Origin of the sequence: Bacillus sp. MYb209 (assembly GCF_002975175.1) — a bacterium.
In the GTDB taxonomy this organism is placed as follows: Bacteria; Bacillota; Bacilli; order Bacillales; family Bacillaceae_G; genus Bacillus_A.
On the sequence record NZ_PCNZ01000002.1, the window covers coordinates 1 to 25,508 of the forward strand.

Annotated in this window: 26 protein-coding genes and 1 pseudogene; 16 read left to right on the top strand and 11 right to left on the bottom strand. The window is 35.3% G+C overall.

What is annotated here, in order from left to right; all coding sequences use genetic code 11:
- Nucleotides 1–108 precede the first annotated feature (108 nt).
- Nucleotides 109–432 (bottom strand): heme oxygenase, encoded by a 324-nt coding sequence (gene isdG / locus CQZ94_RS03555; protein ID WP_105584320.1) that lies wholly within the window; start codon nucleotides 430–432, stop codon nucleotides 109–111.
- A gap of 245 nt (nucleotides 433–677) precedes the next feature.
- Here isdG and CQZ94_RS03560 point away from each other — a divergent pair, with 245 nt between their 5' ends.
- Nucleotides 678–1,877, top strand: a complete 1,200-nt coding sequence (locus CQZ94_RS03560) for a class I SAM-dependent rRNA methyltransferase (RefSeq protein WP_105584321.1) — start codon at nucleotides 678–680, stop codon at nucleotides 1,875–1,877.
- A gap of 40 nt (nucleotides 1,878–1,917) precedes the next feature.
- Here CQZ94_RS03560 and CQZ94_RS03565 read toward each other — a convergent pair whose 3' ends face one another.
- Nucleotides 1,918–2,112 carry a YwbE family protein gene (locus CQZ94_RS03565; RefSeq protein ID WP_001014315.1) on the bottom strand — a complete coding sequence of 65 codons (195 nt, stop codon included), beginning with the start codon at nucleotides 2,110–2,112 and terminating at the stop codon, nucleotides 1,918–1,920.
- Entirely contained in the window at nucleotides 2,113–2,286 is a 174-nt protein-coding gene (locus tag CQZ94_RS31090) for a hypothetical protein (protein ID WP_105584322.1), read from the bottom strand. It lies immediately after the preceding gene.
- 170 nt (nucleotides 2,287–2,456) lie between these two features.
- Here CQZ94_RS31090 and CQZ94_RS03575 point away from each other — a divergent pair, with 170 nt between their 5' ends.
- From CQZ94_RS03575 to CQZ94_RS03600, 7 genes and pseudogenes are all read left to right on the top strand, one after another.
- Complete coding sequence (locus tag CQZ94_RS03575) at nucleotides 2,457–3,149, top strand: response regulator transcription factor (protein ID WP_105584323.1); 693 nt, start codon at nucleotides 2,457–2,459, stop codon at nucleotides 3,147–3,149.
- A gap of 1 nt (nucleotide 3,150) precedes the next feature.
- Nucleotides 3,151–4,086, top strand: a complete 936-nt coding sequence (locus CQZ94_RS03580; protein ID WP_105584324.1) for a HAMP domain-containing histidine kinase — start codon at nucleotides 3,151–3,153, stop codon at nucleotides 4,084–4,086.
- A gap of 124 nt (nucleotides 4,087–4,210) precedes the next feature.
- The gene (locus CQZ94_RS03585) at nucleotides 4,211–5,134 is read left to right on the top strand and encodes an ABC transporter ATP-binding protein (RefSeq protein WP_105584325.1); all 924 of its coding nucleotides are present in this window, start codon (nucleotides 4,211–4,213) and stop codon (nucleotides 5,132–5,134) included.
- Between the two features lie 27 nt (nucleotides 5,135–5,161).
- A complete protein-coding gene (locus tag CQZ94_RS31095; RefSeq protein WP_181149444.1) occupies nucleotides 5,162–5,320 on the top strand; it encodes a hypothetical protein in 159 nt (52 codons plus the stop codon).
- A gap of 34 nt (nucleotides 5,321–5,354) precedes the next feature.
- Nucleotides 5,355–6,059: an ABC transporter permease gene (locus CQZ94_RS03590; RefSeq protein WP_105584326.1), complete on the top strand. Its 705-nt coding sequence runs from the start codon at nucleotides 5,355–5,357 to the stop codon at nucleotides 6,057–6,059.
- 34 nt (nucleotides 6,060–6,093) lie between these two features.
- Nucleotides 6,094–6,339, top strand: a pseudogene (locus CQZ94_RS03595) (hypothetical protein); the annotation flags it as partial.
- An 11-nt stretch (nucleotides 6,340–6,350) separates the two neighbouring features.
- Nucleotides 6,351–7,046, top strand: a complete 696-nt coding sequence (locus tag CQZ94_RS03600) for an ABC transporter permease (RefSeq protein ID WP_105584327.1) — start codon at nucleotides 6,351–6,353, stop codon at nucleotides 7,044–7,046.
- A 63-nt stretch (nucleotides 7,047–7,109) separates the two neighbouring features.
- Here CQZ94_RS03600 and CQZ94_RS03605 read toward each other — a convergent pair whose 3' ends face one another.
- On the bottom strand, nucleotides 7,110–7,442 hold the full coding sequence (locus tag CQZ94_RS03605) for a YfjL-like protein (protein WP_105584328.1): 333 nt from the start codon (nucleotides 7,440–7,442) through the stop codon (nucleotides 7,110–7,112).
- A 684-nt stretch (nucleotides 7,443–8,126) separates the two neighbouring features.
- On the opposite strand from CQZ94_RS03605, the gene CQZ94_RS03610 reads away from it, so the two are divergent.
- Nucleotides 8,127–9,575 carry a serine hydrolase domain-containing protein gene (locus CQZ94_RS03610; protein WP_070168157.1) on the top strand — a complete coding sequence of 483 codons (1,449 nt, stop codon included), beginning with the start codon at nucleotides 8,127–8,129 and terminating at the stop codon, nucleotides 9,573–9,575.
- Between the two features lie 335 nt (nucleotides 9,576–9,910).
- Here CQZ94_RS03610 and CQZ94_RS03615 read toward each other — a convergent pair whose 3' ends face one another.
- From CQZ94_RS03615 to CQZ94_RS03645, 7 genes are all read right to left on the bottom strand, one after another.
- Nucleotides 9,911–10,615 carry an alpha/beta hydrolase gene (locus CQZ94_RS03615; protein ID WP_000910314.1) on the bottom strand — a complete coding sequence of 235 codons (705 nt, stop codon included), beginning with the start codon at nucleotides 10,613–10,615 and terminating at the stop codon, nucleotides 9,911–9,913.
- A gap of 273 nt (nucleotides 10,616–10,888) precedes the next feature.
- Nucleotides 10,889–11,269, bottom strand: a complete 381-nt coding sequence (locus CQZ94_RS03620) for a DUF6262 family protein (RefSeq protein WP_070168158.1) — start codon at nucleotides 11,267–11,269, stop codon at nucleotides 10,889–10,891.
- On the bottom strand, nucleotides 11,262–13,373 hold the full coding sequence (locus tag CQZ94_RS03625; protein ID WP_070168159.1) for a tyrosine-type recombinase/integrase: 2,112 nt from the start codon (nucleotides 13,371–13,373) through the stop codon (nucleotides 11,262–11,264). Before CQZ94_RS03625 ends, CQZ94_RS03620 begins: the two co-directional genes overlap by 8 nt.
- A 13-nt stretch (nucleotides 13,374–13,386) precedes the next feature.
- A complete protein-coding gene (locus CQZ94_RS03630; RefSeq protein WP_070168160.1) occupies nucleotides 13,387–14,508 on the bottom strand; it encodes a tyrosine-type recombinase/integrase in 1,122 nt (373 codons plus the stop codon).
- 249 nt (nucleotides 14,509–14,757) lie between these two features.
- Complete coding sequence (locus CQZ94_RS03635) at nucleotides 14,758–15,261, bottom strand: DinB family protein (protein ID WP_105584329.1); 504 nt, start codon at nucleotides 15,259–15,261, stop codon at nucleotides 14,758–14,760.
- A 115-nt stretch (nucleotides 15,262–15,376) separates the two neighbouring features.
- Nucleotides 15,377–17,413 carry a Fe(3+)-hydroxamate ABC transporter permease FhuB gene (fhuB, locus tag CQZ94_RS03640; protein WP_105584330.1) on the bottom strand — a complete coding sequence of 679 codons (2,037 nt, stop codon included), beginning with the start codon at nucleotides 17,411–17,413 and terminating at the stop codon, nucleotides 15,377–15,379.
- A 7-nt stretch (nucleotides 17,414–17,420) separates the two neighbouring features.
- Complete coding sequence (locus tag CQZ94_RS03645; protein WP_105584331.1) at nucleotides 17,421–18,395, bottom strand: ABC transporter substrate-binding protein; 975 nt, start codon at nucleotides 18,393–18,395, stop codon at nucleotides 17,421–17,423.
- A gap of 418 nt (nucleotides 18,396–18,813) precedes the next feature.
- Here CQZ94_RS03645 and CQZ94_RS03650 point away from each other — a divergent pair, with 418 nt between their 5' ends.
- The 7 genes from CQZ94_RS03650 to trxA all read left to right on the top strand — a co-directional run bounded on the left by CQZ94_RS03650 (nucleotide 18,814) and on the right by trxA (nucleotide 25,450).
- On the top strand, nucleotides 18,814–19,698 hold the full coding sequence (locus CQZ94_RS03650; protein ID WP_105584332.1) for a BclA C-terminal domain-containing protein: 885 nt from the start codon (nucleotides 18,814–18,816) through the stop codon (nucleotides 19,696–19,698).
- 193 nt (nucleotides 19,699–19,891) lie between these two features.
- Entirely contained in the window at nucleotides 19,892–21,577 is a 1,686-nt protein-coding gene (locus CQZ94_RS03655; protein ID WP_142395741.1) for a long-chain-fatty-acid--CoA ligase, read from the top strand.
- A 106-nt stretch (nucleotides 21,578–21,683) separates the two neighbouring features.
- On the top strand, nucleotides 21,684–22,271 hold the full coding sequence (locus CQZ94_RS03660) for a fatty acid metabolism transcriptional regulator FadR (RefSeq protein WP_087945806.1): 588 nt from the start codon (nucleotides 21,684–21,686) through the stop codon (nucleotides 22,269–22,271).
- An 11-nt stretch (nucleotides 22,272–22,282) separates the two neighbouring features.
- Nucleotides 22,283–23,059 carry an enoyl-CoA hydratase gene (locus CQZ94_RS03665; RefSeq protein WP_002088868.1) on the top strand — a complete coding sequence of 259 codons (777 nt, stop codon included), beginning with the start codon at nucleotides 22,283–22,285 and terminating at the stop codon, nucleotides 23,057–23,059.
- 77 nt (nucleotides 23,060–23,136) lie between these two features.
- Nucleotides 23,137–23,910: an electron transfer flavoprotein subunit beta gene (gene etfB, locus CQZ94_RS03670; protein ID WP_105584334.1), complete on the top strand. Its 774-nt coding sequence runs from the start codon at nucleotides 23,137–23,139 to the stop codon at nucleotides 23,908–23,910.
- A gap of 36 nt (nucleotides 23,911–23,946) precedes the next feature.
- On the top strand, nucleotides 23,947–24,924 hold the full coding sequence (gene etfA / locus CQZ94_RS03675; protein WP_105584335.1) for an electron transfer flavoprotein subunit alpha: 978 nt from the start codon (nucleotides 23,947–23,949) through the stop codon (nucleotides 24,922–24,924).
- 211 nt (nucleotides 24,925–25,135) lie between these two features.
- Complete coding sequence (trxA, locus tag CQZ94_RS03680; RefSeq protein WP_000974757.1) at nucleotides 25,136–25,450, top strand: thioredoxin; 315 nt, start codon at nucleotides 25,136–25,138, stop codon at nucleotides 25,448–25,450.
- Nucleotides 25,451–25,508 lie beyond the last annotated feature (58 nt).

Sequence of the window (25,508 nt, forward strand, 5' to 3'; positions counted from 1 at the left end):
AAATACCCTATAGAATAGACTTTTTTTAAGTGTCTATTCTATAGGGTACATTTTAATGAGAAGGGATATTCCTTTTCATACTTCTATACTTTTTTATGAAACGTATTTTTACTGAGCTGCTGCCATTGGCATGCGTACGACTTCAACATCATAGTAAGTGATTTTATTGTCGAGAATATACTCTGGTAGCCCGCTTTGATGTGAGTGAGCATCTTTAAATGCTGAGCTCTTCGTCCAACCTTGAAAATCTTCTTTTGAATTCCAGCGAGTGCTAATTGTTACTTCATCGTAATCAACTGTATTTTGTGTTAAAAGAACTTCTAATCCTAAAAAACCAGGCATTGTTTCAACTTTTCCAACTTTATTAAAACGCTCGATTAATTTATGACCATTACCCTTTGTAATTTTAGCTATATTTGCAACAATAATCATGTTTATTCCTCCTATAAAGTTATCTTTAATTTCATGAATTCATATACATTAATGATAATGAAAATCATTATCATTATCAATAGTAATAATGAAATATATAAGTTTTTTTCGGTTATGTGAGAGAATGAGCTAGTTGTACGAGCAAAGCAATAATATGGTATAGTGAAACGAGGCTTTTTTCAGCCTCGTTTTTTACATTGCTTCCTACTAATTAGAAAGCATTCAAATGGAAAGGAAGACATTACATGCGATCTGAAGTAACTATAAAAATAAAACCGAAGTTTATAAAAGAAATTAAAAGTGGATATCCACTTATTTTAAAAGATGCTATTCAAAATTTAAATGATGTACGTGAAGAAGGAACAATCATCAACGTAGTAGATGAGAAGAACCAATTCATCGGAAAAGGCTATTATGGAAAACAAAATAAAGGGTATGGTTGGATTTTAACGAGAAAAGAGAAGGAGCAAGTGAATCAATCTTTCTTTGAAAGTAAAATCAAATCTGCTTTACATAAACGAAAACATTTTTATAAATCAAATGATACAACAGCATTTCGTGCCCTGAATGGTGAGGGTGATGGCCTTGGTGGGTTAATTATCGATTATTATGACGGTTATTACGTAATAAGTTGGTATAGTGAAGGTATTTATACTTTCCGCGATGAAATCGTAGCAGCATTTCAAAAGGTAGCAAACTTTAAAGGCATCTATGAGAAAAAGCGTTTTGATACGAAAGGAAAGTACATTGAAGGTGATGATTTCGTAGCAGGAGAGCGCGGTGAGTTCCCACTTATCGTAAAAGAGAACGGTGTAAACTTTGCTGTATATTTAAATGACGGGGCGATGGTTGGTGTGTTTTTAGATCAGCGTAACGTTCGAAAACAAATTCGTGATAAATATGCAAAAGGAAGAACAGTTTTAAATATGTTCTCTTATACAGGAGCGTTCTCTGTATTTGCAGCACTTGGTGGCGCAAGTAAAACAACAAGTGTTGACCTTGCAAATCGTAGTTTAAGTAAAACGATTGAGCAGTTCAGTGTAAATGAAATTGATTATGAAGCACAAGATATTATTGTAGAAGATGTATTTCTATATTTCAAATATGCAGTTAAGAAAAAGATGAAGTTTGATATGGTGGTACTTGATCCTCCAAGTTTTGCACGCTCAAAAAAATATACGTTCAGTGCGGCGAAAGATTATAAAAACTTATTAAAAGAAACAATTGCCATTACAGAAAATAACGGTATTATCGTTGCTTCTACAAATTGTAGCGCATTCGATATGAAAAAGTTTAATGGCTTTATCGATACAGCATTTAAAGAAATGAACGGTAAATATAAAATATTAGAAGAGCATTCTTTACCGGAAGATTTCCGTACAATTGATCAGTTTAAAGAAGGGGACTATTTAAAAGTAGTTTTCATCGAGAAAATTAAAGCCTAATAAAGAAAAAAGGAGCTCAAGTTTAAATGAGCTCCTTTTCTTATTGAATGATATTTTGGACTCTGCCAACTTGCCCGTCCTGCAATCGTACTTTAATGCCGTGCGGATGAGAGGGTGAATTAGTTAAAATATCTTTTACAATTCCTCTTGTTAGCTTGCCTGTACGTTGATCTTGTTTTAATACAATATCAACTTCAAGACCTGATGAAATGTTAGATCGTTTTTGCCCGTTCATTTATACACCTGTACGTCTACGTTGGTTGTTTGTTTTCTTCGTTTGTTGGTTTTGTAATTTTTTCGTTGCTTGACTTTGATTTCCATTATTTGAGCCGTTTCCATTTCCTTGCTTTTTCTTTGCAAGTTGTTCGCGCATTAAATCAGCTAAGCTTACTTTTTTATTTTCTGACATGATAAGTCTCCTTTATATAAAGTTAATTATGAACAATAGTAGTGAATTTCATCATATCATTGTTAGGGAAGGAAGGGAAGTTGGTTTAAAAATTCATATAATTCTTTCCAGCATTCATTCGTTACGATACAATTAAAATGTTAATGTTTGTAAAAAAAGGGGATAGAAATATGTCATATCATATTTTATTAGTTGAAGATGATATCTCAATTCAAGAGATGGTTGAAACATATTTAGTAAAAGAAAGTTTTCAAGTTACAATCGCATCTGATGGAGAAGAAGGAGTTAACGCATTTTTAAAAGGTTCATTTGATTTGATTATCCTCGATATTATGATGCCAAAGTTAGATGGCTTAGAGGTTGTGCGAATCATTCGAGAAAAAAGTGCTGTTCCGATTTTAATGATGTCAGCAAAAGATACGGATGTTGATAAAGCGATTGGCTTAGGGCTTGGAGCAGATGATTACATTTGTAAACCGTTTTCTATGATTGAATTAGCAGCACGTGTCAAAGCTGTTATTCGAAGGTCAACAAAGTACTCAGCGGTGGAATCGAAAGATGAGGCCGTTCAGATTGGTGATTTAACAATTGATCCAATTAATTTTACTGTGGAGAAAAAGGGAAGACAGCTTAAACTTACTTTAAAAGAATTTGAGATTTTAAAACTATTCATGAAGAATCAAAATCGTGTTTTTACGAAAGCACAAATATATACGCTCGTTTGGAATGAAGAATATTATGGTGACGATAATGTTATTAACGTTCATATGAGAAGGTTACGCGAGAAGATTGAAATTGACCCATCTAACCCAGAATACATAAAAACGCTATGGGGGATTGGGTATAAATTGGAAGTGATGTAGTATGGTTATATTTTTAACAGTGGTAATCTTTATATTGCTTATCGTCATTTACGTGCAATATAAAATTCGAAAAAATAATAGTAGCAATTTACGATACACGTATGAAAAATTAGAGGGAATTGTAAAAGAACAAACTGGTGAGAAGCTATTAATTATGACGGATGATAAAGAATTACAAAAACTATTAGTCGTAATTAATCATCTATTAGATGCAAAACAGAAAACGAATGCAGATCATGCAAAAGTGGAAATTTCAACGAGAAAAATGCTTTCAAATATTTCACATGATTTAAAAACACCACTAACAGTTATTCTTGGATATACAGAAATGTTAAATAAGGATAAAACGATAAGTAAAGAAGAACAGCAAATATTACTTGAAAAGGTGCATGTGAAAACACTAGAAGTGATGGAACTGATTCATAAGTTTTTTGATTTAGCAAAATTAGAATCTGGTGATAAGGCAATCGAGATAACAAAAGTAAATATGAATGAAGTTTGTCGCGAGAAGATTTTATCTTTTTATGATTTAGTGACGACGAAAGGTTTTCATGTTCATATCGATATACCAGAAAGAAATATATATGCACTTGGAAATACAGAAGTATTAGGCAGAGTGTTAAATAATTTAATATCAAATGCGATTACATATGGAGACGATGGAAAGACACTCGGTATGACTTTAAGAGATGATGAAACGAGTGTGTATATAGACGTATGGGATAAAGGAAAAGGAATTGATGAATCTCATATTGATAAAGTGTTTGAGCGTATGTACACACTTGAAGATTCAAGAAATAGATTGTACCAAGGTAGCGGTCTAGGGTTAACGATTACGAAAAGGCTTGTGGAGGCGATGGATGGAGAAATTCATCTTTCTAGTAAGCAGTATGAAAAAACAATTTTTACAGTTGTATTAACAAAGATGCAGTTTTAGCTTGTAGAGAAGTAGATTCTACAAGCTTTTTTGAACGTAAGGAATTTGTAAGGAACGGGTAAGAAAAAAGAGATTTCCATTGTCTATTATAGAAATATAGAGCAGTGCGAAAGGGGAAAGTGACATGACATATATATTAAAAACGAACCAGTTAACGAAAGTGTTTAAAGGGAAAGAAGTTATTTCTAGTGTTAATATGCATGTGAAAAAAGGAGAGATTTATGGCTTTTTAGGACCGAACGGCGCGGGTAAAACAACGATTATGAAAATGATTACAAATTTAATAAAACCGACGAGCGGTGATATTGAAATTTTCGGTGAGAAGTTAACAGACACATCTTATGAAGTATTAAAAAGAATGGGGACAATTATTGAATATCCAATCTTTTATGATAAATTAACGGCGAAGGAAAATCTGGATTTACATTGTGAATATATGTGGTATTACGATAAGAACGCAATTGATCATGCTTTAAATTTAGTGAAACTGAGTGGCATAGACAATAAAAAAGTAAAAGATTTTTCATTAGGGATGAAACAAAGACTCGGTATTGCAAGGGCGATCATGACAAAACCAGAGCTACTTATTTTAGATGAACCGATTAACGGCTTAGATCCAATAGGTATTAAAGAATTAAGAGATTTATTCAAAATGCTTTGCAAAGAATATGGCATTACGTTATTAGTTTCTAGTCATATTTTAGGCGAGATGGAACAAATGGCAGATACAATCGGTGTTATTCAAAATGGAAAACTAATAAAAGAAGTTTCAATGAAGAGTATTAATGGAAAGCAAACTGAGTACATTGAAATTACTGTTCCTGATGTGAAGCGTGCAGCTTATATTTTAGAAGATAAACTCGGTATAAAAAATTACAAAATAATGAGTGGAAACACGATTCGTGTTTATGAAGTGGCGGCGACGCAGCAGGCAATTTCAAAAGCACTTATTATGAACGATGTAGAAATTGAAAGTATTAATAAGAAACATAGTTCGTTAGAAGAATATTTCTTAAACGTAATGGATGGAGAAGGCATTCACGCTTAATGTAACTTCAGCGAGGGGGATATGATCATGAATGCATTAATACTAAATCTTATAGCAGGATTTATCGTAATACTCATAAGTGGAATCTTATATTATAAAAAGCCAGAACGAAAGTGGATTTTAACTTTACTAGTGATAGGGATATTAAGCGTAGTTACTGCTGGAATTAGAATGTTAGTAGCGTAGAGACAGTTATATAAGGAATGGAGGCGTGGTTTGTATGCTTAGATTAATGAAGCTCGAATGGAAGAAACATCAATTATCTAGTTACTTTAAAGGTGTAGCAATTTGTATTATAGCAATTTTTGCTGCGGTGAGCCTTATGGCATCGGGAATGAAAGGCGAAGGAGACGTGGCAATCACTGACTTCACAAAATATATGATTTTAGCAAATCTTGTTATTAGGATAACATTCATTATTTTTAGTTCGGTCATTTTATCACGTTTAGTAATTGATGAGTACAAGAATAAAACAATGCAATTATTGTTTATGTACCCACTGCAAAGAAAAGTGGTAATGGGAGCGAAATTAGCAATTGTTTTTAGTTTTTGCTTTGTGAGCACGATTATCGCTACTTTCATTATTAGTTTGCTTATATTCTGTATGAATCCAATGATGGGCCTACTTGAAACACCTGTTACGATGGGCGAAATAATAGCTACTGTTCCGGCTACTTTTATAAATGCATTTATGATATCTGGAATAAGTTTAATTCCTTTATTTTTTGGGATGAGAAAGAAATCGGCACCGACAACGATTACTTCTGCAGTAATAATCGCGATGATAATTAACGGTAACTTTGGTACTGGAAACGGTCAAGTAAGTATATTTGACTTTATAGCTATACCAATTGCCCTCTGTTTATTAGGAATTTTTATTAGTTATCTTTCGTATCGTAAAATCGACAAGATTGATGTGGCGTGAAGCAAGATTAAAACAACAACGAACTGGGGTATGAATGGTGAAAAAAATAATAGTAATTGCAATTTTGTTTATTACAATTGCTAGTGTGGTTTTTGGTTTTAAGACATTTCAGGGAAAAGATTTTAAGAAAGAAAATTCTTTTGAGATAAATAATATAAAAGAAATAGAAGTGGACAGTGAAAACTGGGATATTGAATTTAAAAGTACAGACTCTAATAAAATAGTAATTTCTGCTCAAGGTGAACGAGTAGATAAAGAGATAGATCCCGTCAAAAAGGAAGGAGGACTATCATGCTACGTCTTATGAAGCTAGAAATGAAAAAATTTAAGCTTGGATGGTATGTGAAGGGAGCAATTATTGCAAATATCGCCATACTGGCACTACTAATCTTTGTTAGTATCGTTTCTCAAATAGAAGGAGATCCAGAAATAAGGGATCCGCAGGCGATTTTGTTAATGGCTAGTGCATTAGTAAGAGCAACATTTATTATTTTTGGTGGTGTATTAATCGCAAAGTTAATAATTGATGAATATAAAAATAAAACAATACTACTCATGTTTTCTTATCCGATTAACCGAAAGAAAATGATGATTAGTAAGTTGGCTATTACAGCAATAGTAACATTTATAACAGTTATTTTATCTAATGTTTTAGTAGTAGGACTTTTCTTTGGAATAGATAGTTACTTTTCAATTCTTCCTAATTCATTCACAGTAGATCAATTGATTCAAGAAGGGGTAAACCTTGTCCCTTTAGCAATTGCAACGGCGGGAATAAGTTTAATCCCTCTATATTTTGGAATGCGTAAACATTCGGTGCCAACTACAATCGTTTCATCTATTATCGTTGTACTAATCGCAATTAATAACCAGCCAGTATTTTCTATAGCGACTTTTCTCCCTCTACAATTCACATTTGCAGCAATTGGTATTGCGATTGCTTATTATGGAATTAAAAATATTGAGAGGGAAGATGTAACAACATGACAAAAATAAGTAAAAAAGAGTTGGCGTTACACCAACTCTTTTTTGTATATGTATGCTTAGTTACTACTCTGTAAATTTGTAGTGTTTACTTAAATACTCTTGAACTCCTGGAGAAATGTTAAAGTTATTAGGACTTTTATATTCGATAGTAAACTCTCCGTCTGTATTTGTTTCAAAGGAGATTGCATAGCTATTCATTTTAGCATCGTAAGAAGTATTTTTGACTTCCGCATCAAGATTAAAGTATTTTGTAATATAATTTTTTGATTCGGCAATTGCTGTTTGTTTTCCCCAAGGGGTACCATAACATGTGAAATAAATAGATACCCCAATAACTCCAATGATAGAAGTTAGTAGAAGAGTTCCCATTGTTATTTTTTTATTTTTAATATTCAATTTAGTTCCTCCTTTCCAATAATATGAATTTATCCCGCATTAACGGGCAGTAAGACTCCCACCTCAAAATTCGGCGACTGCGAGGGAGTTAGGTGGGAGATCAACTGCCCGTAAAAGCCCGATTGGTGAAGGCTAATAATCAGTGGGGGATGGACAAAACCCCAACTGATTAAAGTTTCACTTTATTTTAACGTATCTTTTCCATAAAACAACCATTTAGCAAAAAATAGTTTCACATGAAACAAGTTACAGAAAAAGACAAGGTGATTATTTTTATCAAGACCTAATTTTAAAAAAGATAGAAAAATTAAAGGGTTCTACATATTAGTCATATCTAATATATAGAACCCTTTCTTCTTTTACTAAAGCACCCGTTTGTTTAAGTTGTATAGTGATAATAAAGTTATTGAATTTTGATTAAAAAAGATAAGAGCCTTATTACATTCTATATGCAGCAAGGCTCTTTAAAGTTGTTTCAAATTATATCCATCTGCTTATGTAATGCTTAAAAATGAATAATAAAGTTGTTTACTTCTTATTGAACTAACGCCCCCGTTAGTTTAAGTGTAACTCTTCACAATTATTTGATATTATATAGATAAATAGAAAGATAAATCGGAATTTAGTTTATAGTTATAAAAATAAGTTATTTATACCCTTATAATTCTTCAGAAAGGAGAGTGTATGAAAAAGACTATTGTTTTTGTATTAACGATATTTATATTATTCTCAGGATTCGCAACACAAAGTTATGCGTTGTCAGATTCGAAATCTGTGGCAATACAAGCATTGCTAGATGATGCCTGTCGTACGTCAGGTGTGCCTGGAATGTCACTCTCAATACTTGCTGATGGTGAAGTGTTCTACTTTTCTTCTGGGTATGCAGATCTTGAAAAGGGACTGTCTGCAAGTGAAAATACACTCTATGAGTTGGCCTCGGTGAGTAAAGCTTTTACTGGTATGGGGATTTTGCTATTGGAAGAGCAAGGGCTGCTATCAATGACTGACCCTATCCAAAAATATTTACCTTGGTTTACGTTAAAGTATCAAGGTAAACCTGTTGATATGCAAAACCTTACACTAAATAACTTTCTTCACCATACCAGCGGCCTAACAAATATTAGACATCTTCAAAATATTCCACAAGGTAATACGCCTGATATGTTGCAAAAGACTGTGGAAACGCTGGTAGATGCCGAATTGGCGTTCTCTCCCGGTGAACAATATAACTATGGAACCGTTAATTATGACGTATTGGGTTTGGTTATTGAGATTGTATCACGACAAAGCTATGAAGACTTTATGAAGGAACAGGTACTTCTACCCTTAGGTCTTCACCAGACGTATGTTTATAAAGAAGATGCTCAAGCCACTGGACAGTTAGCACAGGGCTACCGTTCTTCCTTTTTTATAACAACTCCATTTAACGCTCCGGATTATGCTGGGAATAAACCTGCCGGCTATATCATTTCTAATACAAAAGATATGACGCGTTGGATGGGCATACAGATGGGTATCGTGCAGGACATACCCGAAATATTTCACAGGGCCATCGAAAAATCACATAGAGGTGATATGTCTGTTTCGGCTGTCAATGATATGTATTATGCGGCAGGTTGGTTGGTAAACGTCGAACAAACGTTTATAGAACACACTGGGGGTAATCCGAATTTTAGTACCAAAGTAGCCATACTGCCAAATGAAAGAACAGCCATCTGCTTACTGAGCAACGGCGCAAATACCAATATAAACCTGGTACTACAAGTTAAAAATATATTAAACGGCAATCTAACTCAGTCATATGAGATAAGTGGCACACAGCTTTTGGACATCATTTTGTCGTCTACCACAATTATTCTTTGCCTATTAGCCGTTCTGTTATTTTTCTTAGGATTAAGAAAAAGGAAAACGAATGAGCAGCAGCCAATGACAAAAAAGAGAACAATCGTAACAATTATTTTCCTAATCGCTACGATTGCCCAGTGTATAATGTTTTTTGCCTTCGATTGGTCAACGATACTTATTTGGCAAACATATAGTGTTCTTACAGCTTTAATTTCGTCAACATTATTAACAGCAAGCATTACTTGGTTTGTATATACTCAACGATTAGATGCCTCGGTCCGAAAATAAGTATAATGTTAAGTAAATAAATCTTAATTTATCGATATCCTTAATTTTAAAAAAAGAAGACACCTCGGTGTCTTCTTTAATGTCATCGACACTTCTCCTAGTTAAACCCACTTGCTATTTCTTCCACTAACCTGCCTCGTTAGTAGAAGAAGGATTTTTAAACAACTATATTATTTTTTAAATGACTTTATTGTAAATTAAACAACTTTATTATCTCTGTACATAAGTTAGTAAATTCACATTCATAGTATCTCTCAAATATACTACCAGTTTATATATTCATAATTCTTCTCTAGCAGGTTCTTCATTAAATCTCTTAGATAAATTGTAATTTGTTAATCTATATGCTTGTGTAACCACTGTTCAAATACCTTCAACTGTTCTTCAGTATGAAAGTAATGTTCACCTGCTTCCAGGACTTCTAATTCACAACGGTGTTTTTTTGTAAAATAGTTAATAGTTTCAAATTCGCACAGTTCATCCTTGGCTCCATACATAATATATGTATCTGTATTCCATGTATTAATAGGATGTTCTTTTACATAGCATAAATAATCCCAATATAACTTTTGACCAATAGGTGTTTCTATAGTCATTTCTTTTTGCAAAAGCTCTGGTGTTACATTAAACCATTTCATCATATTTTCGATAATTCGTTCCATATTAACTACTGGTGATAAAAATAATGCCTTTTTTAACACATCATTTTGATACGCCAAAAGGCTAAAATAAGCTCCCATACTACATGCAAACACACTTACTTCTTTCCAGTGTTCTTTTGCGTAATTCATAATTATAGATAATTCACTAACACAAAGCTGTACCTTGCAAGGAGTATTATCATTTTTTCTTTCTCCATGCTCAGGTAAATCAAAGCTTAATACTTGATAACCTTTTTGATTGGCTTCTTCAGCTAATAATTGAATCACTGCATCTTCCTTATTTGACATATTTCCATGTACTGCAATAAAAATTTTTTCACTCTTTTCTCCCCATAAAACCGCGGGAATATTACTAATTTTAAAGTTATCTTTAAGCATATTTCCTCCATAGAATAAGACATATAGGATTGGGTAAAAAATCACATACATTTTATATTCTTCTACTTAGTCTCGAACAAATCAAACTATTCCTAATTTACCACAAATGAATTATATTATCTCTCTACATCTGTATAACATATTCTACTTTGTATTTAAAACCCTTCTTTTGTCCACTTCTTCAGAAGCTTACAAGTTCTTATTTTGATTCCTTATTGAGCTAACCTGCCAGTTAGTTGAAGAAGAAGGGGGAGAACAACGTTCTCCTATTGACTATAACTTCTTATATACGTCTGCGTAAGCTACCTTCAGTTGCTCTCTTAATTGCTTGTTTTCATCTTCCAATTTCTTATTTTTCCTTTTTAGGGAAGCAATCAGGGCGTCCTTGTTACTTTCATTCATTTCTCGCTTTACTTGTTTCGGTGCAGGCACTTGTGACTGTTGATTTCGTAATGTTTCAATTCTCGAACGAAAGCCCTTGTTGTTATAAAGCGTTGCTTTTGATACATCTGCTTCATTGGATACACTGTTAAAATTAATTTTTTCATTCGCTTTTAAAAGCCTTTTAATAGCTTCATCTACTCGTTGAAGGGTATTTGCTTTTCGTTTGGCATGAATTGCTTTCAAATGTGCAGAACGGTCATATTCAGACATGTTTAACACCTAACTTTCTCTTCATCCGAGCTTGTCTACCAAATATAACATTTCCTTCTTGTAGGGTATTGAAAATATTTTGATAACGTTGTAAATTTTTTTCGTTTTTCTCGGCTATATCTTCTCGCCCCCTTTGTTTTGCTATTTCTATAGCTTTTATGGTTGTTTTAATGTGAAGTTCATATTTTTCCTTATCTAATTCCGAAAAACCTACTGCTAGGTCTTTACATGGCGTTTGATTGTCACCACAAGTTAGGCAAGGTGGTGCTTCCATATGAGGGCAATTTCCATTCAGACGGGCGTGACACGTTCCATAAGGGTTATCCATCGCATTTAGCTTATGGTCTTGCCATAAGGCATCCAATATTTCTGCTGGAATATCTTCTCCTGATTTAATTTCTTGTACTTCACCGTTTAAGTCAAAACTAAAAACACCTTGCTTTATTACCGATTCAAAGGCTTTTCTTTTCGTATCATCTAATAGCTTGGCATATCTTACTGTCATTTCAGGGGATGAGTGTGCTAATAACTCTTGTACCGTAAGAATATCCGCACCACCGTTCAACATCTTTACTGCATAAGTATGTCGGAACTGGTGGGATTTAAAACGGAAAATATCCCCATTTTCATCAGTGATGTTTTTTTTATTTGCTAATATATTTAATTTTTTTCCTAGAAAGCCTTGTCCAAAAGTTTTTCCTTTCCGTCGGCCACGATAACGAACGAAAATATACCCTTCGGGATTGTTGTCTTGATTGCTAAGTTCTTTTGATTTCTCGATAAGAACCGCAAGAATATCTGCTAATTCATTGTCAATCGGAATTCGATGCCCTTTTACATATGTTTTCTCAATATCGGTTTCAATGGAGTATTGACCATTTAGTTTTACTAAACAATCAGAGGTTAAACCTAATACATCAGAAATTCTAAGTCCTGTTTTAAACGCAATCCAAACGATAGGAACAACTTCTTTATGCAAGTGATCAATATGAGTAAAGAGTTGCTCTAATACATAGTCGGGAATATAGTCAATTTGTTCAATTGACTTTTTTCTTAGCTTTGGTTTATCTTCAGGAAAAATTAATAATCGTACATTAGCTTCGGGAGCCATATCGTACCCATACCGTTGAATGTCTTCAAGGAATTTTTGTAGCAAAGACAGCGATCGCATAACATAACTTGCAGGGTGAGCGTTACGTTTTTTTAAATTATTTTTAGCGTATTCATGTAAATGTTCGATGTACTTCTCAATATGTGCTCTTGTTAGAGGCTTTAAGTCTTTCCATGTTGTTTCCAATGAAAATATAAACTTAAAAAAACCTGGTATATGTTTTAGATAACTCTGCGCTGTCCCCGTAGAAAATCTGTTTTTACTGACTAATCGTTGCTTAAAATATTTTTTAACTTGTTCACGAACCATTTCATCAATCTTTGAGAAGTCAAGTTTGTAGAGATTGGTGCTTTTATTGTAGTCAATACCATATTTATCATGTAAATTACGAATATCCCACTTGTCTTTTTCCCATTCATCTCTCTTATCAGTGAAATGGATTAATGTAGTATAAACGATTCTTAAAAAGCTTGCTATTGCGGTTTTCATATAACTATCTTTACAATCTTCATGTTTTATAGTGTAATAAGTTTTGATTCCCTTTTTATTCAACCAAAAGACATATTCCTGTTCTGCTTTTTCAATATCCAAATTCAAAAAGGATGATATTTTGGGGTATTTTTCGTTTATGAACTCTATCATTCTTTTTAATGGGCTTTGAGAGCTAAATATATTCTGGATTGTCCAGAAATCATTAAACAATTGCTGATAATACACATATTTCACTTCTAAATTGAGTGAAGGATTATTAAGTCGAAAGTAAATATTTTTACTGGAATTATTATAGTGTGCTACCACTTCTTCGAACTGCCTGATTCCACCTACAACGTTTATATTCCATGTGTCATTAACTAAGAAATAGGGATTGTTTACTTGTTCAATTGAAACAGAACTATCTTCATATACTGTTTTTTCAGGATATGTTGAAAGTTCTCTTTGTAAGCCTTCATGAAAGCCTATTTCTTCTACCTGAACCTTCTTGATTTGCTTCATATAGTAATTCCTTTCAGTTTTTTTTCTTTAGGTTAAATTCGGATTGTGCTTTATTCCAATCTTCTCGAATATCTTCATCCGAAGGATGTAAGTATAGATTCATCGTTGTTTGAATTTGAGAATGTCCTAATCGTTCTTGTACTTGCTTAATATCCTTTGTTTTCTGGTAGAACATTGTAGCGTGTGTATGACGAAATAGGTGAGGATGTAGGCTTATCTCTGTTTTCTTTTTTAAACGCTTAAATAGAGACTCAACGTTCCAATATTCCATTGGTTTTCCCACATCTTTTCCTCTCAGCTTTACAAAAACAAAGTTTGAATCCAATTCTAATTCATCAAGGACTTCATATAAGTAATCATCATATAAATCCATTAAGGATGGTGATACATAAATTTCACGTTCTCCTGTTTTTAACATAGCACCGTTTTCTAATTCTCCTCTATCTACCAAACGAATCCGATGACCTTTTTGATGGTCATAAACAAAATCCTCCATGAAAAGAGAGAGAGCTTCCCCAATACGCAATCCCGTTTCAAATAACAATTGAATTAAGAACTTATCTCGTATATTAGTAGTTGCTTGTAATACTTTTTGTACTTGTTCTTTTGTGAGTGTTTCTACTCTTTTGCGTGGTTCTTTTAACTTCAATATATTTCTGATTGATGGCTTGTCCTTATTAACATGATGTAAGAAACTTTTGTAACGCGAGTGTCCTCCTGTAAATACTTGCTTCATTAACTTCTCCATCATGTCATTTTGTACTTCTTCATTTCGGTAGAGGTAGTCATAGAAGTTTGCTATAACGGTAATTGTATGGTTAATTGTTTTTTCCGTTCGCTTTGCTTTCCTTTGTTGAAAAGGAGTGACATTTGAACCCTGATAGGGGCTTCTTAACCATCCTATAAAGTCAACTAAATCTTCTAATCTAATAAACTTGTAATCTTTATTTGTTTCTTTTAAGTAGGTATAAAAATGTTTTAAGGAATAACAATATGCTTTTTGAGTATTAGGCCTTTTTCCTGTCTTATCTAAATACTTTATATATTTCATAACTGGCATTACAGGGAATCCTTCTTGATCCAGTAATATGTATCTTTTGTTGTTATTCTCTATGAGAACCTCTTGTACCCTCATAGTACTTCACCCCTAAAAAATATTAACGATCGGTCTAAAGACCTCACTACGCCTCCCGCTATGGGCTACGTCCGCCACTTAAAGTATACAAATTTTTCGGAATATTATATACATATTTAACTATATTTTCAATATCTGTATAACTAATCAAATATGTATAAAAAAAGAGGATATATGCTCATATATTGAACATAATATCCTCTTCTTAGTTTAGTCTATTTAAATAGGACACCTTGTCTTTTTCTGTCATTACATTTTAGGAGCTTCCATTCCAGCTGCAGCCCATTCTTCTTTGGAAGGACCGTATACGCCAGGGACTTTTAATCCAGCTTGACGCATTAAAACAGTCATCTGCCCGCGGTGGTGATTTTGATGATTAATGAGTGTCATTAAAAATATAGAATTCGGCATAGGGCGACCAAAGAAGTCATTAATAGTAGCTAAGTCTTTATCAGTCCATTCGCTTTGAAGTGCTTCAACAAAAGCTGTATTCACTTTGCGATACCGATCTGCAATTGTTTTTGCTGAAGTTGGTACAGGATAATCTTTCGTTTCTCCTTCAAACTTAAGTCCTGTGCCAGATAGCATAATAGGAATTGCAGTAACGATATGCCAAGCAACTCTTCCTAACGTCCAGTGTTCAGGTGCAATTTCTTGTGACAAAGATTCATCTGTTAATGCATCGAGCATTTTCTGAGTGGATTCAGCCTCGTATTCCCATGATTGTAAAAAGCCTTCAATTGTTTGGTACATAGTTATCCCCCCTATTTATGTTCATGGGTTAAATTCGTGAAAAATAGTTAGTTTCCTGTTGATCTATGAAAATGAATGATAAAAAAGAAGGCTTCCCATACAAGAAGCCTTCCTTTTAATTAACCTTCTTCCCGCTCTTCCTCATCAACCATAAGAAATACGGAGCTCCAAGTACAGCAACAACAAGCCCGGAAGGAATTTCTTTCGGATATGCAATTGTTCGTCCGAGTAAGTCAGCAATGGAAAGAAGTATTGCTCCAAACAGTGCTGAACAGACGAATAGTCTTTGATGATTCATGCCAACAACGATTCGCGCTAAGTGTGGTGCAACAAGGCCTAAAAAGGCGATAGTACCGACAGCAGCGATATTGACTGATGCAAGTAGTGTCGCTAATACAATTAGAGCAAGACGCGTTTTATTTACTGGTTGCCCGAGTCCGGTTGCTAAATCATCGCCAAGCACAAGGACGTCGAGTTGTTTCATTAAGAAAAATATAATCGGTACGAGAATGAGTGATGGGTATAGAATAATATTTTCTAAGTGATTCCATCCTCTTGCATACGTACTGCCTGACAACCATGTTAAAGCAGCAGCAACGTTCAAATTTGCTTTAACGATAAAGATTTGAATAATTGCTGAGCCAAGTGCTGAAATCCCAATCCCTATTAAAGCAAGAGCTGTTGGACTAAATCCTGATTTCCATGAGAAGAAAAGGACAATTCCAACTGCAAATAGTCCACCAATAAATGCACCAATTGGTAGGTAGAAACCAGGAAGTGCAGGGAAGACATACATAATGGTTAAAGCACCTACACCTGCTCCAGACGAAATTCCGATAATAGATGGATCAGCCAGTGGATTTCGTAATATGCCTTGGAAAACAAGTCCGCTTATCGCAAGACATGCTCCAGCAATAGAGGCAACGAGCATTCTTGGTAAACGAAGATTCATCATCATATTTTTATCAAATTGTGTTAATTGTCCTGTTATGGCATTGGTTATACTTTCGATATAAGAGTTGCTACCGATTGCAACGCCAAGAGAAATCGTCACAATACAAAGTACGATAGATATAATGATTACCTTTTTATAAGAGTAATAGCGAGAACTAGCTCCAGCTGCATTAGCTCCATTATCATTCATATATTGTTTCGATTTCATCATGCGATACACTAAATAAATAAGCCAAGGTGATCCAATCATTGCTGTAACTGCCCCGACAGGTAATTCTGCGCCAGTTGGATCTATTAATCTACCGACAACATCTGCTCCTAGTAATAATATTGCTCCCCATAAGAATGAGGAGAGAAGGAGAGTAAAGTGTTGACGATAACCAATAAGCCGCATTAAGTGTGGTGCAACTAAGCCGACAAACCCAATCGGTCCAACAACAGTTACAATTACTGCTGTTAAAAAGATTGCAGCGATGAATGCAATAAACCGTGTTACTGCGGTTTTCTCTCCAAGTGAAACAGCTACATCATCACCGAGTAAGAGGATATTAAGCTTACGTGACATGAATAGTAAAACTAGGAAAGAAAAAATAATGAATGGAAATGCGAATTGAACACCGTTCCAGTTATTTTGAATAAGAGACCCAGCCCCCCATAAAAATAAACCAGCTGTTTCATTTTCATAGAAAAGTTGCATCGTTCCAGTAAAAGCTGAAAGCATTAATGTAACGACCATACCAGCTAAAGCCATACGAAGTGGAGTGCCTTTTTTTCCGCCAGAAATACGGTATACAAATAAAGCTGTAATTGCGCCACCGATAAATGTGAAAAGAAGTGAATTAATTTGTAAACCTTTCGGTAAAAAAATAGTAGCTGTTACTAAAAAGAAATATGCTCCAGAGTGAATTCCCATTGTACTTGCTTCAGCAAGAGGGTTTTTCGTTAAAGTTTGTAAAATTACTCCGGATGCAGCAAGAGCTCCCCCAGCTAAAATGGCGATTACAGCTCTAGGCAATCGAAGCATGATTAAAGTTTGATGCTCTAGAGATTGGTTCGGTGAGATAAGAGCGTCGATAATCATACTATAGGAAATGTTTGCTTGTCCTTGTCCGATATGAATAAAGAAAAGGAGGAGCAAGAGAGCTGCTCCTCCTCCGAATACAAGACTTGCTCGAAGTGTATGTTGTAAGCTATTCATCGTTTCATCACTTCTTCGCTGTCATTACATCTGCTACTTGTTTCGCTAAAGATTTTGCAGATTCAGGACCACCGAAAATCCAAGTGTCGCCTTTTAATTTATACATTTTGTTTTCTTTTTTGAACTTTAACTCTTCCCAAGCAGGGTTACCTTTTAGTTGAGTATCAAAAACGTTATCTTCATCAGCTACAATGTAAATGAAATTTGAATCTTGTACACTTTGTAATGATTCTACAGTTGTTTGTTTGAGACCGTCTGGCTCGGATTTTCCTGCTTCAAAAGTATTTGTTAAACCTAATTTTTTTGTAACTTGTAAAGCTGTAGAATTGTCAGTTAGAATACGGAATGTTGGCACATTTTTAGCTGTAAATGCTTGTGCCATTGCGATGTTTTTATCTTTTAAGCCTGCTTTTTCAATTTTTGCTTTTGCATCAGCAAATGTTTTATCCATATCAGCTAATACTTTTTTACCTTCTTCTTCTTTTCCAACAGCTTTTGCAATTTGTTTAAATGTTTCTGTCATTTCTGCAAAGTGATCGTTATTGCTTGTTGATGGATCAAACATAACTGTTGGTGCAATTTGTTCTAATTCATTTTTAATTGCTTTACCACGGAATGACGCAGTGATAATTAAATCTGGTTTTAGGCGGCTAATTTCTTCTAAATTCGGTTGTTGACGTGTTCCTACATCTACAACATCTTTACTCGGTTTTGTTTCTGTATTTACCCATTTATTATAATTCTTAATGTCTGCCATCCCTACTGGCTGAACACCAAGTGCTAATAAGTCTTCTGAATATACCCACTCAAGTACAACAACTTTTTTCGCTGGTTTATCTAACTTTGTTTCCCCTTCAGCATGTTTAATTGTTATAGCTTGATTTTTATTGTCCGCTTTTGTTTCTTTTTTCTCCTCTTTCTGTTGTCCACATCCGACAACGAATAGAAGAATTACCATGAAAATACTAAAAATTTTCTTCATCTTCTGCCCCCAAACAAATTATTTTATTTGCAACGAACGATATTGAAAATCGTTATCAATTACAACACCGAAATCATACTATGAGGATATTTTAAGTGTCAATATATTTTTAAAATTTAGACGGGTAATAATGTTTTATATGGATTTATATAGATTTATATATATCTTATTGAAATGCATGTACGCATTAAGATTGAAGAAGAGGAAATTCGTTTAATGAGGAAGGCGAAAGTACAAGCGAAAGGAGAGCGTATTGCATGTAATACTTATTAGAATGTAAGGAAAAAAACTTTGTTTATAAAAGGTTTATTCCAGAGCGGATAGTTGATAAGGAAAATAAAAACTAATTTTTTATTAGAAAGATATTTTTTAATTCGTTGGCTGTACTTAAAAGATTGAACACGAAGGAGGGGTCAACATGTCTTTATGGAGTAATAATACAAATGGATATTGTGGGTGTAATAATCAAAATGGTGTACATGTTGATTCATGCTGTTTTAGTTGCGATGGGACAGTTCCTAAGCTCGGTCCAACAGGTCCAACAGGTCCAACAGGTCCAACAGGTCCAACGGGAGCAACGGGAGCAACAGGTCCAACAGGTCCAACGGGAGCAACGGGAGCAACAGGTCCAACAGGTCCAACGGGAGCAACGGGAGCAACAGGTCCAACAGGTCCAACGGGAGCAACGGGAGCAACAGGTCCAACAGGTCCAACGGGAGCAACGGGAGCAACAGGTCCAACAGGTCCAACGGGAGCAACGGGAGCAACGGGAGTAACAGGAGCAACGGGAGTAACAGGAGCAACGGGAGTAACAGGCCCAACGGGAGCAACGGGAGTAACGGGAGCGACAGGAATAACGGGAGAAACAGGGGCAACAGGAGCAACTGGCACAAGTATAACAGCAACATATGCGTTTGCGAATAATACGTCGGGTGCGGCAATATCGGTGCTTCTTGGTGGAACGAATGTCCCGCTTCCAAATAATCAGAATATCGGTCCAGGAATTACAGTGTCTGAAGGGAACACAGTATTTACGGCTGCAAATGCAGGGAATTATTATATTTCATATACAATTAATATAACGGCTTCATTATTAGTCAGTTCGCGAATTACAATTAATGGGGCACCGCTTGCTGGGACTATCAATTCCCCTGCATTAGCAACGACATCATTTAGTGCAACAATTATTACGACTCTTGCGGCGGGGAGTGCAATTAGTTTGCAGTTGTTTGGATTGTTAGCTGTTGCAACATTATCAACGACTACACCTGGTGCAGTTTTAACGATTATAAGATTAAGCTAAGTAACGTGAACTCTCTTATTCTTTTAAAATTAAGAGAGTTTATACATATAATAAGAAGTTAATGAAGTAAAGCATAGTTATATAAAAGTCAGAATATTATGATTGTAACGCTGTTATGACTATAATATAATGAAAACAACCATCATGAATGAACATTCATTTATTTTCACAAGTATTGGAAGGGGGAATGAGAGTGGAAAAACCTTGGCTGCAGAGTTATCCAGATGAAATTCCAGGGACAATTTCTTATGATATTCAGCCACTTCATGGATATTTAGAGAAAATGGCTGCTCGTTATCCAGAAAAGAAAGCGCTTCACTTTTTAGGTAAAGATGTTACATTTTCAGATTTCCATGACAAGGTAAAGAAATTTGCGAATTACCTTCAAAGGCTTGGTATTGAAAAAGGCGATAGAGTTGCGATTATGCTACCGAATTGTCCGCAATCTGTAATTGGTTATTATGGTACTTTGCTTGCGGGAGGGATTGTCGTACAAACGAATCCTCTTTATACAGAAAGAGAGCTTGAGTACCAACTTCATGACTCAGGGGCAAAAGTTATTCTGTGCCTTGATTTAGTGTTTCCGAGAGTTACTAACGTTCAAACTGCAACAAAGCTTGAGCACATTATCGTAACCCGTATTGCAGATTTTTTACCATTTCCTAAAAATTTACTTTATCCATTTGTACAAAAAAAGCAGGCAAATCTTGTTGTGAATGTGTCGGAAAGCGAAACGATTCATCTTTGGAAATCGGTAGAAAGGGAAAGTAGTACTAATGTTGAAGTTCCATGTGATCCTGAAAATGATCTAGCCCTTTTGCAGTATACAGGGGGAACGACAGGGTTTCCAAAAGGGGTTATGTTAACGCATAAAAATCTGGTTTCGAACACTTTAATGGGAGCGCATTGGTTATATAATTGTAAAGAAGGAGAAGAGGTAATTCTTGGTGTTCTTCCGTTTTTTCATGTGTACGGGATGACAGCTGTAATGAATTTAAGTATTATGCAAGGATATAAAATGGTGCTTATTCCGAAGTTTGATATGAAAATGGTTTTTGAAGCAATTAAGAAACATAAAGTTACACTATTTCCAGGAGCACCAACCATTTATATTGCTCTATTAAATAGTCCTCTTTTAAAAGAATATGATATTTCTTCAATTCAGGCTTGTATTAGTGGTTCTGCACCGCTTCCTGTAGAAGTGCAGGAGGAGTTTGAGAGAGTTACAGGTGGTAAATTAGTAGAAGGTTATGGATTAACGGAGTCATCACCAGTTACACATGGGAATTTTTTGTGGGAAAAGCGTGTGCCGGGAAGTATTGGGGTACCGTGGCCGGATACAGAGGCAATCATCATGTCACTTGAAACAGGAGAGTCATTACCTCCAGGTGAAATTGGTGAAATTGTTGTAAAGGGCCCACAAATTATGAAAGGGTATTGGAATAAGCCAGAAGAAACGGCAGCTGTACTGCAAGATGGCTGGCTCCATACAGGTGATGTAGGATACATGGATGAGGATGGCTTTTTCTATGTGAAAGATCGTAAGAAAGATATGATCGTTGCTAGTGGTTTTAACGTATATCCTCGTGAAGTAGAAGAAGTGTTATATGAACACGAAAAGGTGCAAGAAGTAGTAACAATCGGTGTTCCTGATCCGTATCGAGGGGAAACTGTAAAAGCGTTTGTTGTTTTGAAAGAAGGCGCCGAATGTTCTGAAGAAGAATTAGATCAGTTTGCACGTAAATATTTAGCAGCTTACAAAGTCCCGAAAGTATATGAGTTTAGAAGTGAGTTGCCAAAGACGACAGTCGGGAAAATTTTACGCCGCGTCCTAATAGATGAAGAGAAGAGAAAGAATGAAGATGAGCAAACGGGCTAAGGCCCTTTCTTTTTGAAAAAATAGGATTGACACTTTTCTAAATAGTCAGTATTATAAGAATATGAATGACTATTCATTCAGTCATCTTCTTGAAGGGGACAGTAAAGTGAAGAAAAATAGACCGAAATACAATCAAATTATTGATGCAGCAGTCATTGTGATTGCGGAGAATGGATACCATCAAGCGCAAGTTTCTAAAATTGCAAAGCAAGCTGGGGTAGCTGATGGCACGATTTATTTATATTTTAAAAATAAAGAAGATATATTAATATCCTTATTCCAAGAGAAGATGGGAGAATTTGTTGAAACAATTCGTCAAAAAATAGCAGGAATTGAAAGCGCTGTAGCGAAGTTATTCATGTTGGTAGAAACGCACTTCTTGCTGTTGTCACAAAATGATCCTCTTGCTATCGTTACGCAATTAGAACTAAGGCAGTCCAATCAAGACTTGCGCCTTAAAATAAATGAAGTATTAAAAGGCTACTTACAAGTTATGGATGAGATTTTAGAGACAGGTATAAAGCAAGGTGAATTTCAGGCGGATTTAAATGTTCGCGTGGCAAGACAAATGATCTTTGGAACAGTAGATGAAGTTGTGACCAATTGGGTAATGAGCGATCATAAGTATGATCTGGTCGCACTTTCAAAAACGGTACATGGGCTACTTATTGCAGCTTGTGGTTATCGTAAATAATGGGAGGGATCATGTTGAAATTCCTATCTGTAAAAGTTGAAGATCATATCGCGGTGGCGACGTTAAATCATGCTCCAGCTAATGCGATGTCTTCACAAGTTATGCATGACGTTACTGAATTAATCGATCAAGTGGAAAAGGATGATAACATTCGTGTTGTTGTTCTACATGGTGAAGGACGCTTCTTCTCAGCGGGGGCAGATATTAAAGAATTTACATCTGTTACTGAAGCGAAGCAAGCAACAGAGTTAGCACAGCTTGGACAAGTTACGTTTGAGCGTGTTGAAAAATGCTCAAAACCAGTTATTGCGGCAATTCATGGAGCGGCACTTGGCGGCGGCCTGGAGTTTGCTATGTCTTGCCACATGCGCTTTGTAACTGAAAGTACAAAGCTTGGTTTACCTGAATTAACACTTGGATTAATTCCTGGTTTTGCAGGTACACAGCGCTTACCACGTTATGTTGGTAAAGCGAAAGCTTGTGAAATGATGTTAACAAGTACACCAATTACTGGTGCAGAAGCATTACAATGGGGACTTGTTAACGGAGTGTTTTCTGAAGAATCTATTTTAGAAGATACGCTTAAAATTGCAAAACAGATTGCTGGAAAAAGCCCAGCAACAACTCGTGCTGTGCTAGAGTTATTACAAACGACAAAATCGTCTCATTATTATGAAGGTGTACAGCGTGAATCACAGATTTTTGGTGAAGTATTTACGAGTGAAGATGGAAGGGAAGGCGTAGCAGCGTTTTTAGAAAAACGTAAGCCTTCATTTAGTGGTAGGTAATCCAATTATTTTTTAATAAAAATTAACAGAATTTTAAAATTGATAGAATCTTTCTGAAAAATAAGGGGGTAAATGGAATGAACATCTACGTACTCATGAAACGAACATTTGATACAGAAGAAAAAATCGTAATTAAAAACGGTGCAATTTACGATGGCGAAGCGGAATTCATCATCAACCCTTACGATGAATATGCGATTGAAGAAGCGATTCAAGTAAGAGATGCACAAGGTGGAGAAGTTACTGTTATAACAGTTGGTGGCGAGGATAGTGAAAAAGAACTTCGCACAGCATTAGCGATGGGCTGCGATAAAGCGGTACTAATTAACATTGAAGATGATGTTGAGAATGGTGACCAATTTACAACAGCAAAAGTACTTGCTGAATATTTAAAAGATAAAGAAATAGATTTAATTTTAGGCGGGAACGTTGCGATTGACGGTGCATCTGGACAAGTTGGTCCACGAGTAGCAGAAGCGTTAAATATCCCATACGTAACGACGATTACGAAGCTTGAAATTGATGGTACAAATGTGAAGGTTGAGCGTGATGTTGAAGGGGATACAGAAGTAATTGAAACATCGCTACCAGTTTTAGTAACAGCGCAACAAGGTTTAAACGAACCGCGTTATCCATCGCTTCCAGGTATTATGAAAGCGAAGAAAAAGCCACTAGAAGAAGTAGAATTAGATGATTTAGATTTAGAAGAAGATGATGTGGAAGCAAAAACAAAAACAATTGAAATCTATTTGCCTCCTAAGAAAGATGCAGGAAAAGTGTTACAAGGCGAGCTGCAAGATCAAGTAAAAGAGCTTGTATCGTTGCTCCATACAGAAGCGAAAGTAATCTAATAAAATACGAAATTATATATGCAGGAGGGAAAATCTATGGCTCGTAAAGTATTAGTAATGGGTGAAGTTCGTGATGGATCGCTACGTAACGTTTCGTTTGAAGCGGTAGCAGCAGCAAAAACAATTGCAGAAGGCGGTGAAGTGGTAGGTCTTCTAGTTGGAGACAGCGTTGCCTCTTTTGCAAATGAATTGATTCATTACGGTGCAGATCGCGTTGTGACAGTTGAAAATGATAAATTAAAATCATATACATCTGATGGCTATGCACAAGCGTTTTTAGCTGTATATGCTGAAGAAAATCCAGAAAGCATTGTATTTGGACATACAGCACTTGGTAAAGATTTATCACCAAAATTAGCAGCGAAGCTTGAAGCTGGTTTAATTTCTGACGTAACTGCTTTAGAAATTGAAGGTGGCAATGTTATCTTTACTCGTCCAATCTATTCTGGTAAAGCATTTGAGAAGAAGATTGTAACAGATGGTATATTATTTGCGACAGTGCGTCCAAATAATATCGCAACTCTTGAAAAAGATGAATCTCGCATCGGTGATGTGTCTTCTATTACAGTTGATGTGAAAGATCTACGTACAATCATTCAAGATGTTGTCCGTAAAACTGCAGAAGGTGTTGATCTTTCTGAAGCGAAAGTTATTATCGCTGGCGGACGCGGTGTGAAGAGTGAAGAAGGATTTAAACCGTTAAAAGAATTAGCTGACGTACTAGGCGGCGCTGTTGGAGCATCTCGTGGTGCTTGTGATGCTGAGTACTGTGATTATTCATTACAAATTGGTCAAACAGGTAAAGTTGTTACACCAGACCTATACATTGCATGCGGAATTTCTGGTGCGATTCAGCATTTAGCTGGTATGTCTAATTCAAAAATAATTGTTGCGATTAATAAAGATCCAGAAGCTAGTATCTTCAAAGTAGCTGACTATGGTATTGTCGGTGATCTATTTGAAGTATTACCTCTTTTAACAGAAGAGTTTAAAAAGTTAAAAGTACATTCATGATTTGAGTACCCTTGAGTTCCAAGTGAAGTACCCCTATATATAGAAAAAGGTGAGAGATCCCCTGTCTCTCATCTTTTTAGTATTTCATCCATATTTTTATATAGTATAAAGGAACATTTTTTTGTTACAATACATAACGATACATAATATTCGCCACGTATAAAAGTTAATGATATACTCTTGGTAGAATATACTTGAAGGAGGAAATAAAATGGCAATTATAAATGCAAATGACCAAAGCTTCGCAGCTGAAACTAGCGAAGGTGTTGTATTATTAGATTTCTGGGCGCCTTGGTGCGGACCTTGTAAAATGATCGCTCCTGTATTAGAGGAAATCGATTCAGAGTTAGGCGAGAAAGTAAAAGTAGTAAAAGTGGACGTTGATGAAAACCAAGAAACTGCTCGTCAATTCGAAGTAATGAGTATTCCAGCTCTTTTCGTATTAAAAGACGGTAAAGTAGTTGATCAAGCGTTAGGATATAAACCGAAAGAAGCGTTAGTAGAATTAGTTTCTAAACACTTCTAAAATAAAGAAGCTACCATTTGGTAGCTTCTTTTATTTTCTTTTTTACAGCCTTTCCGTT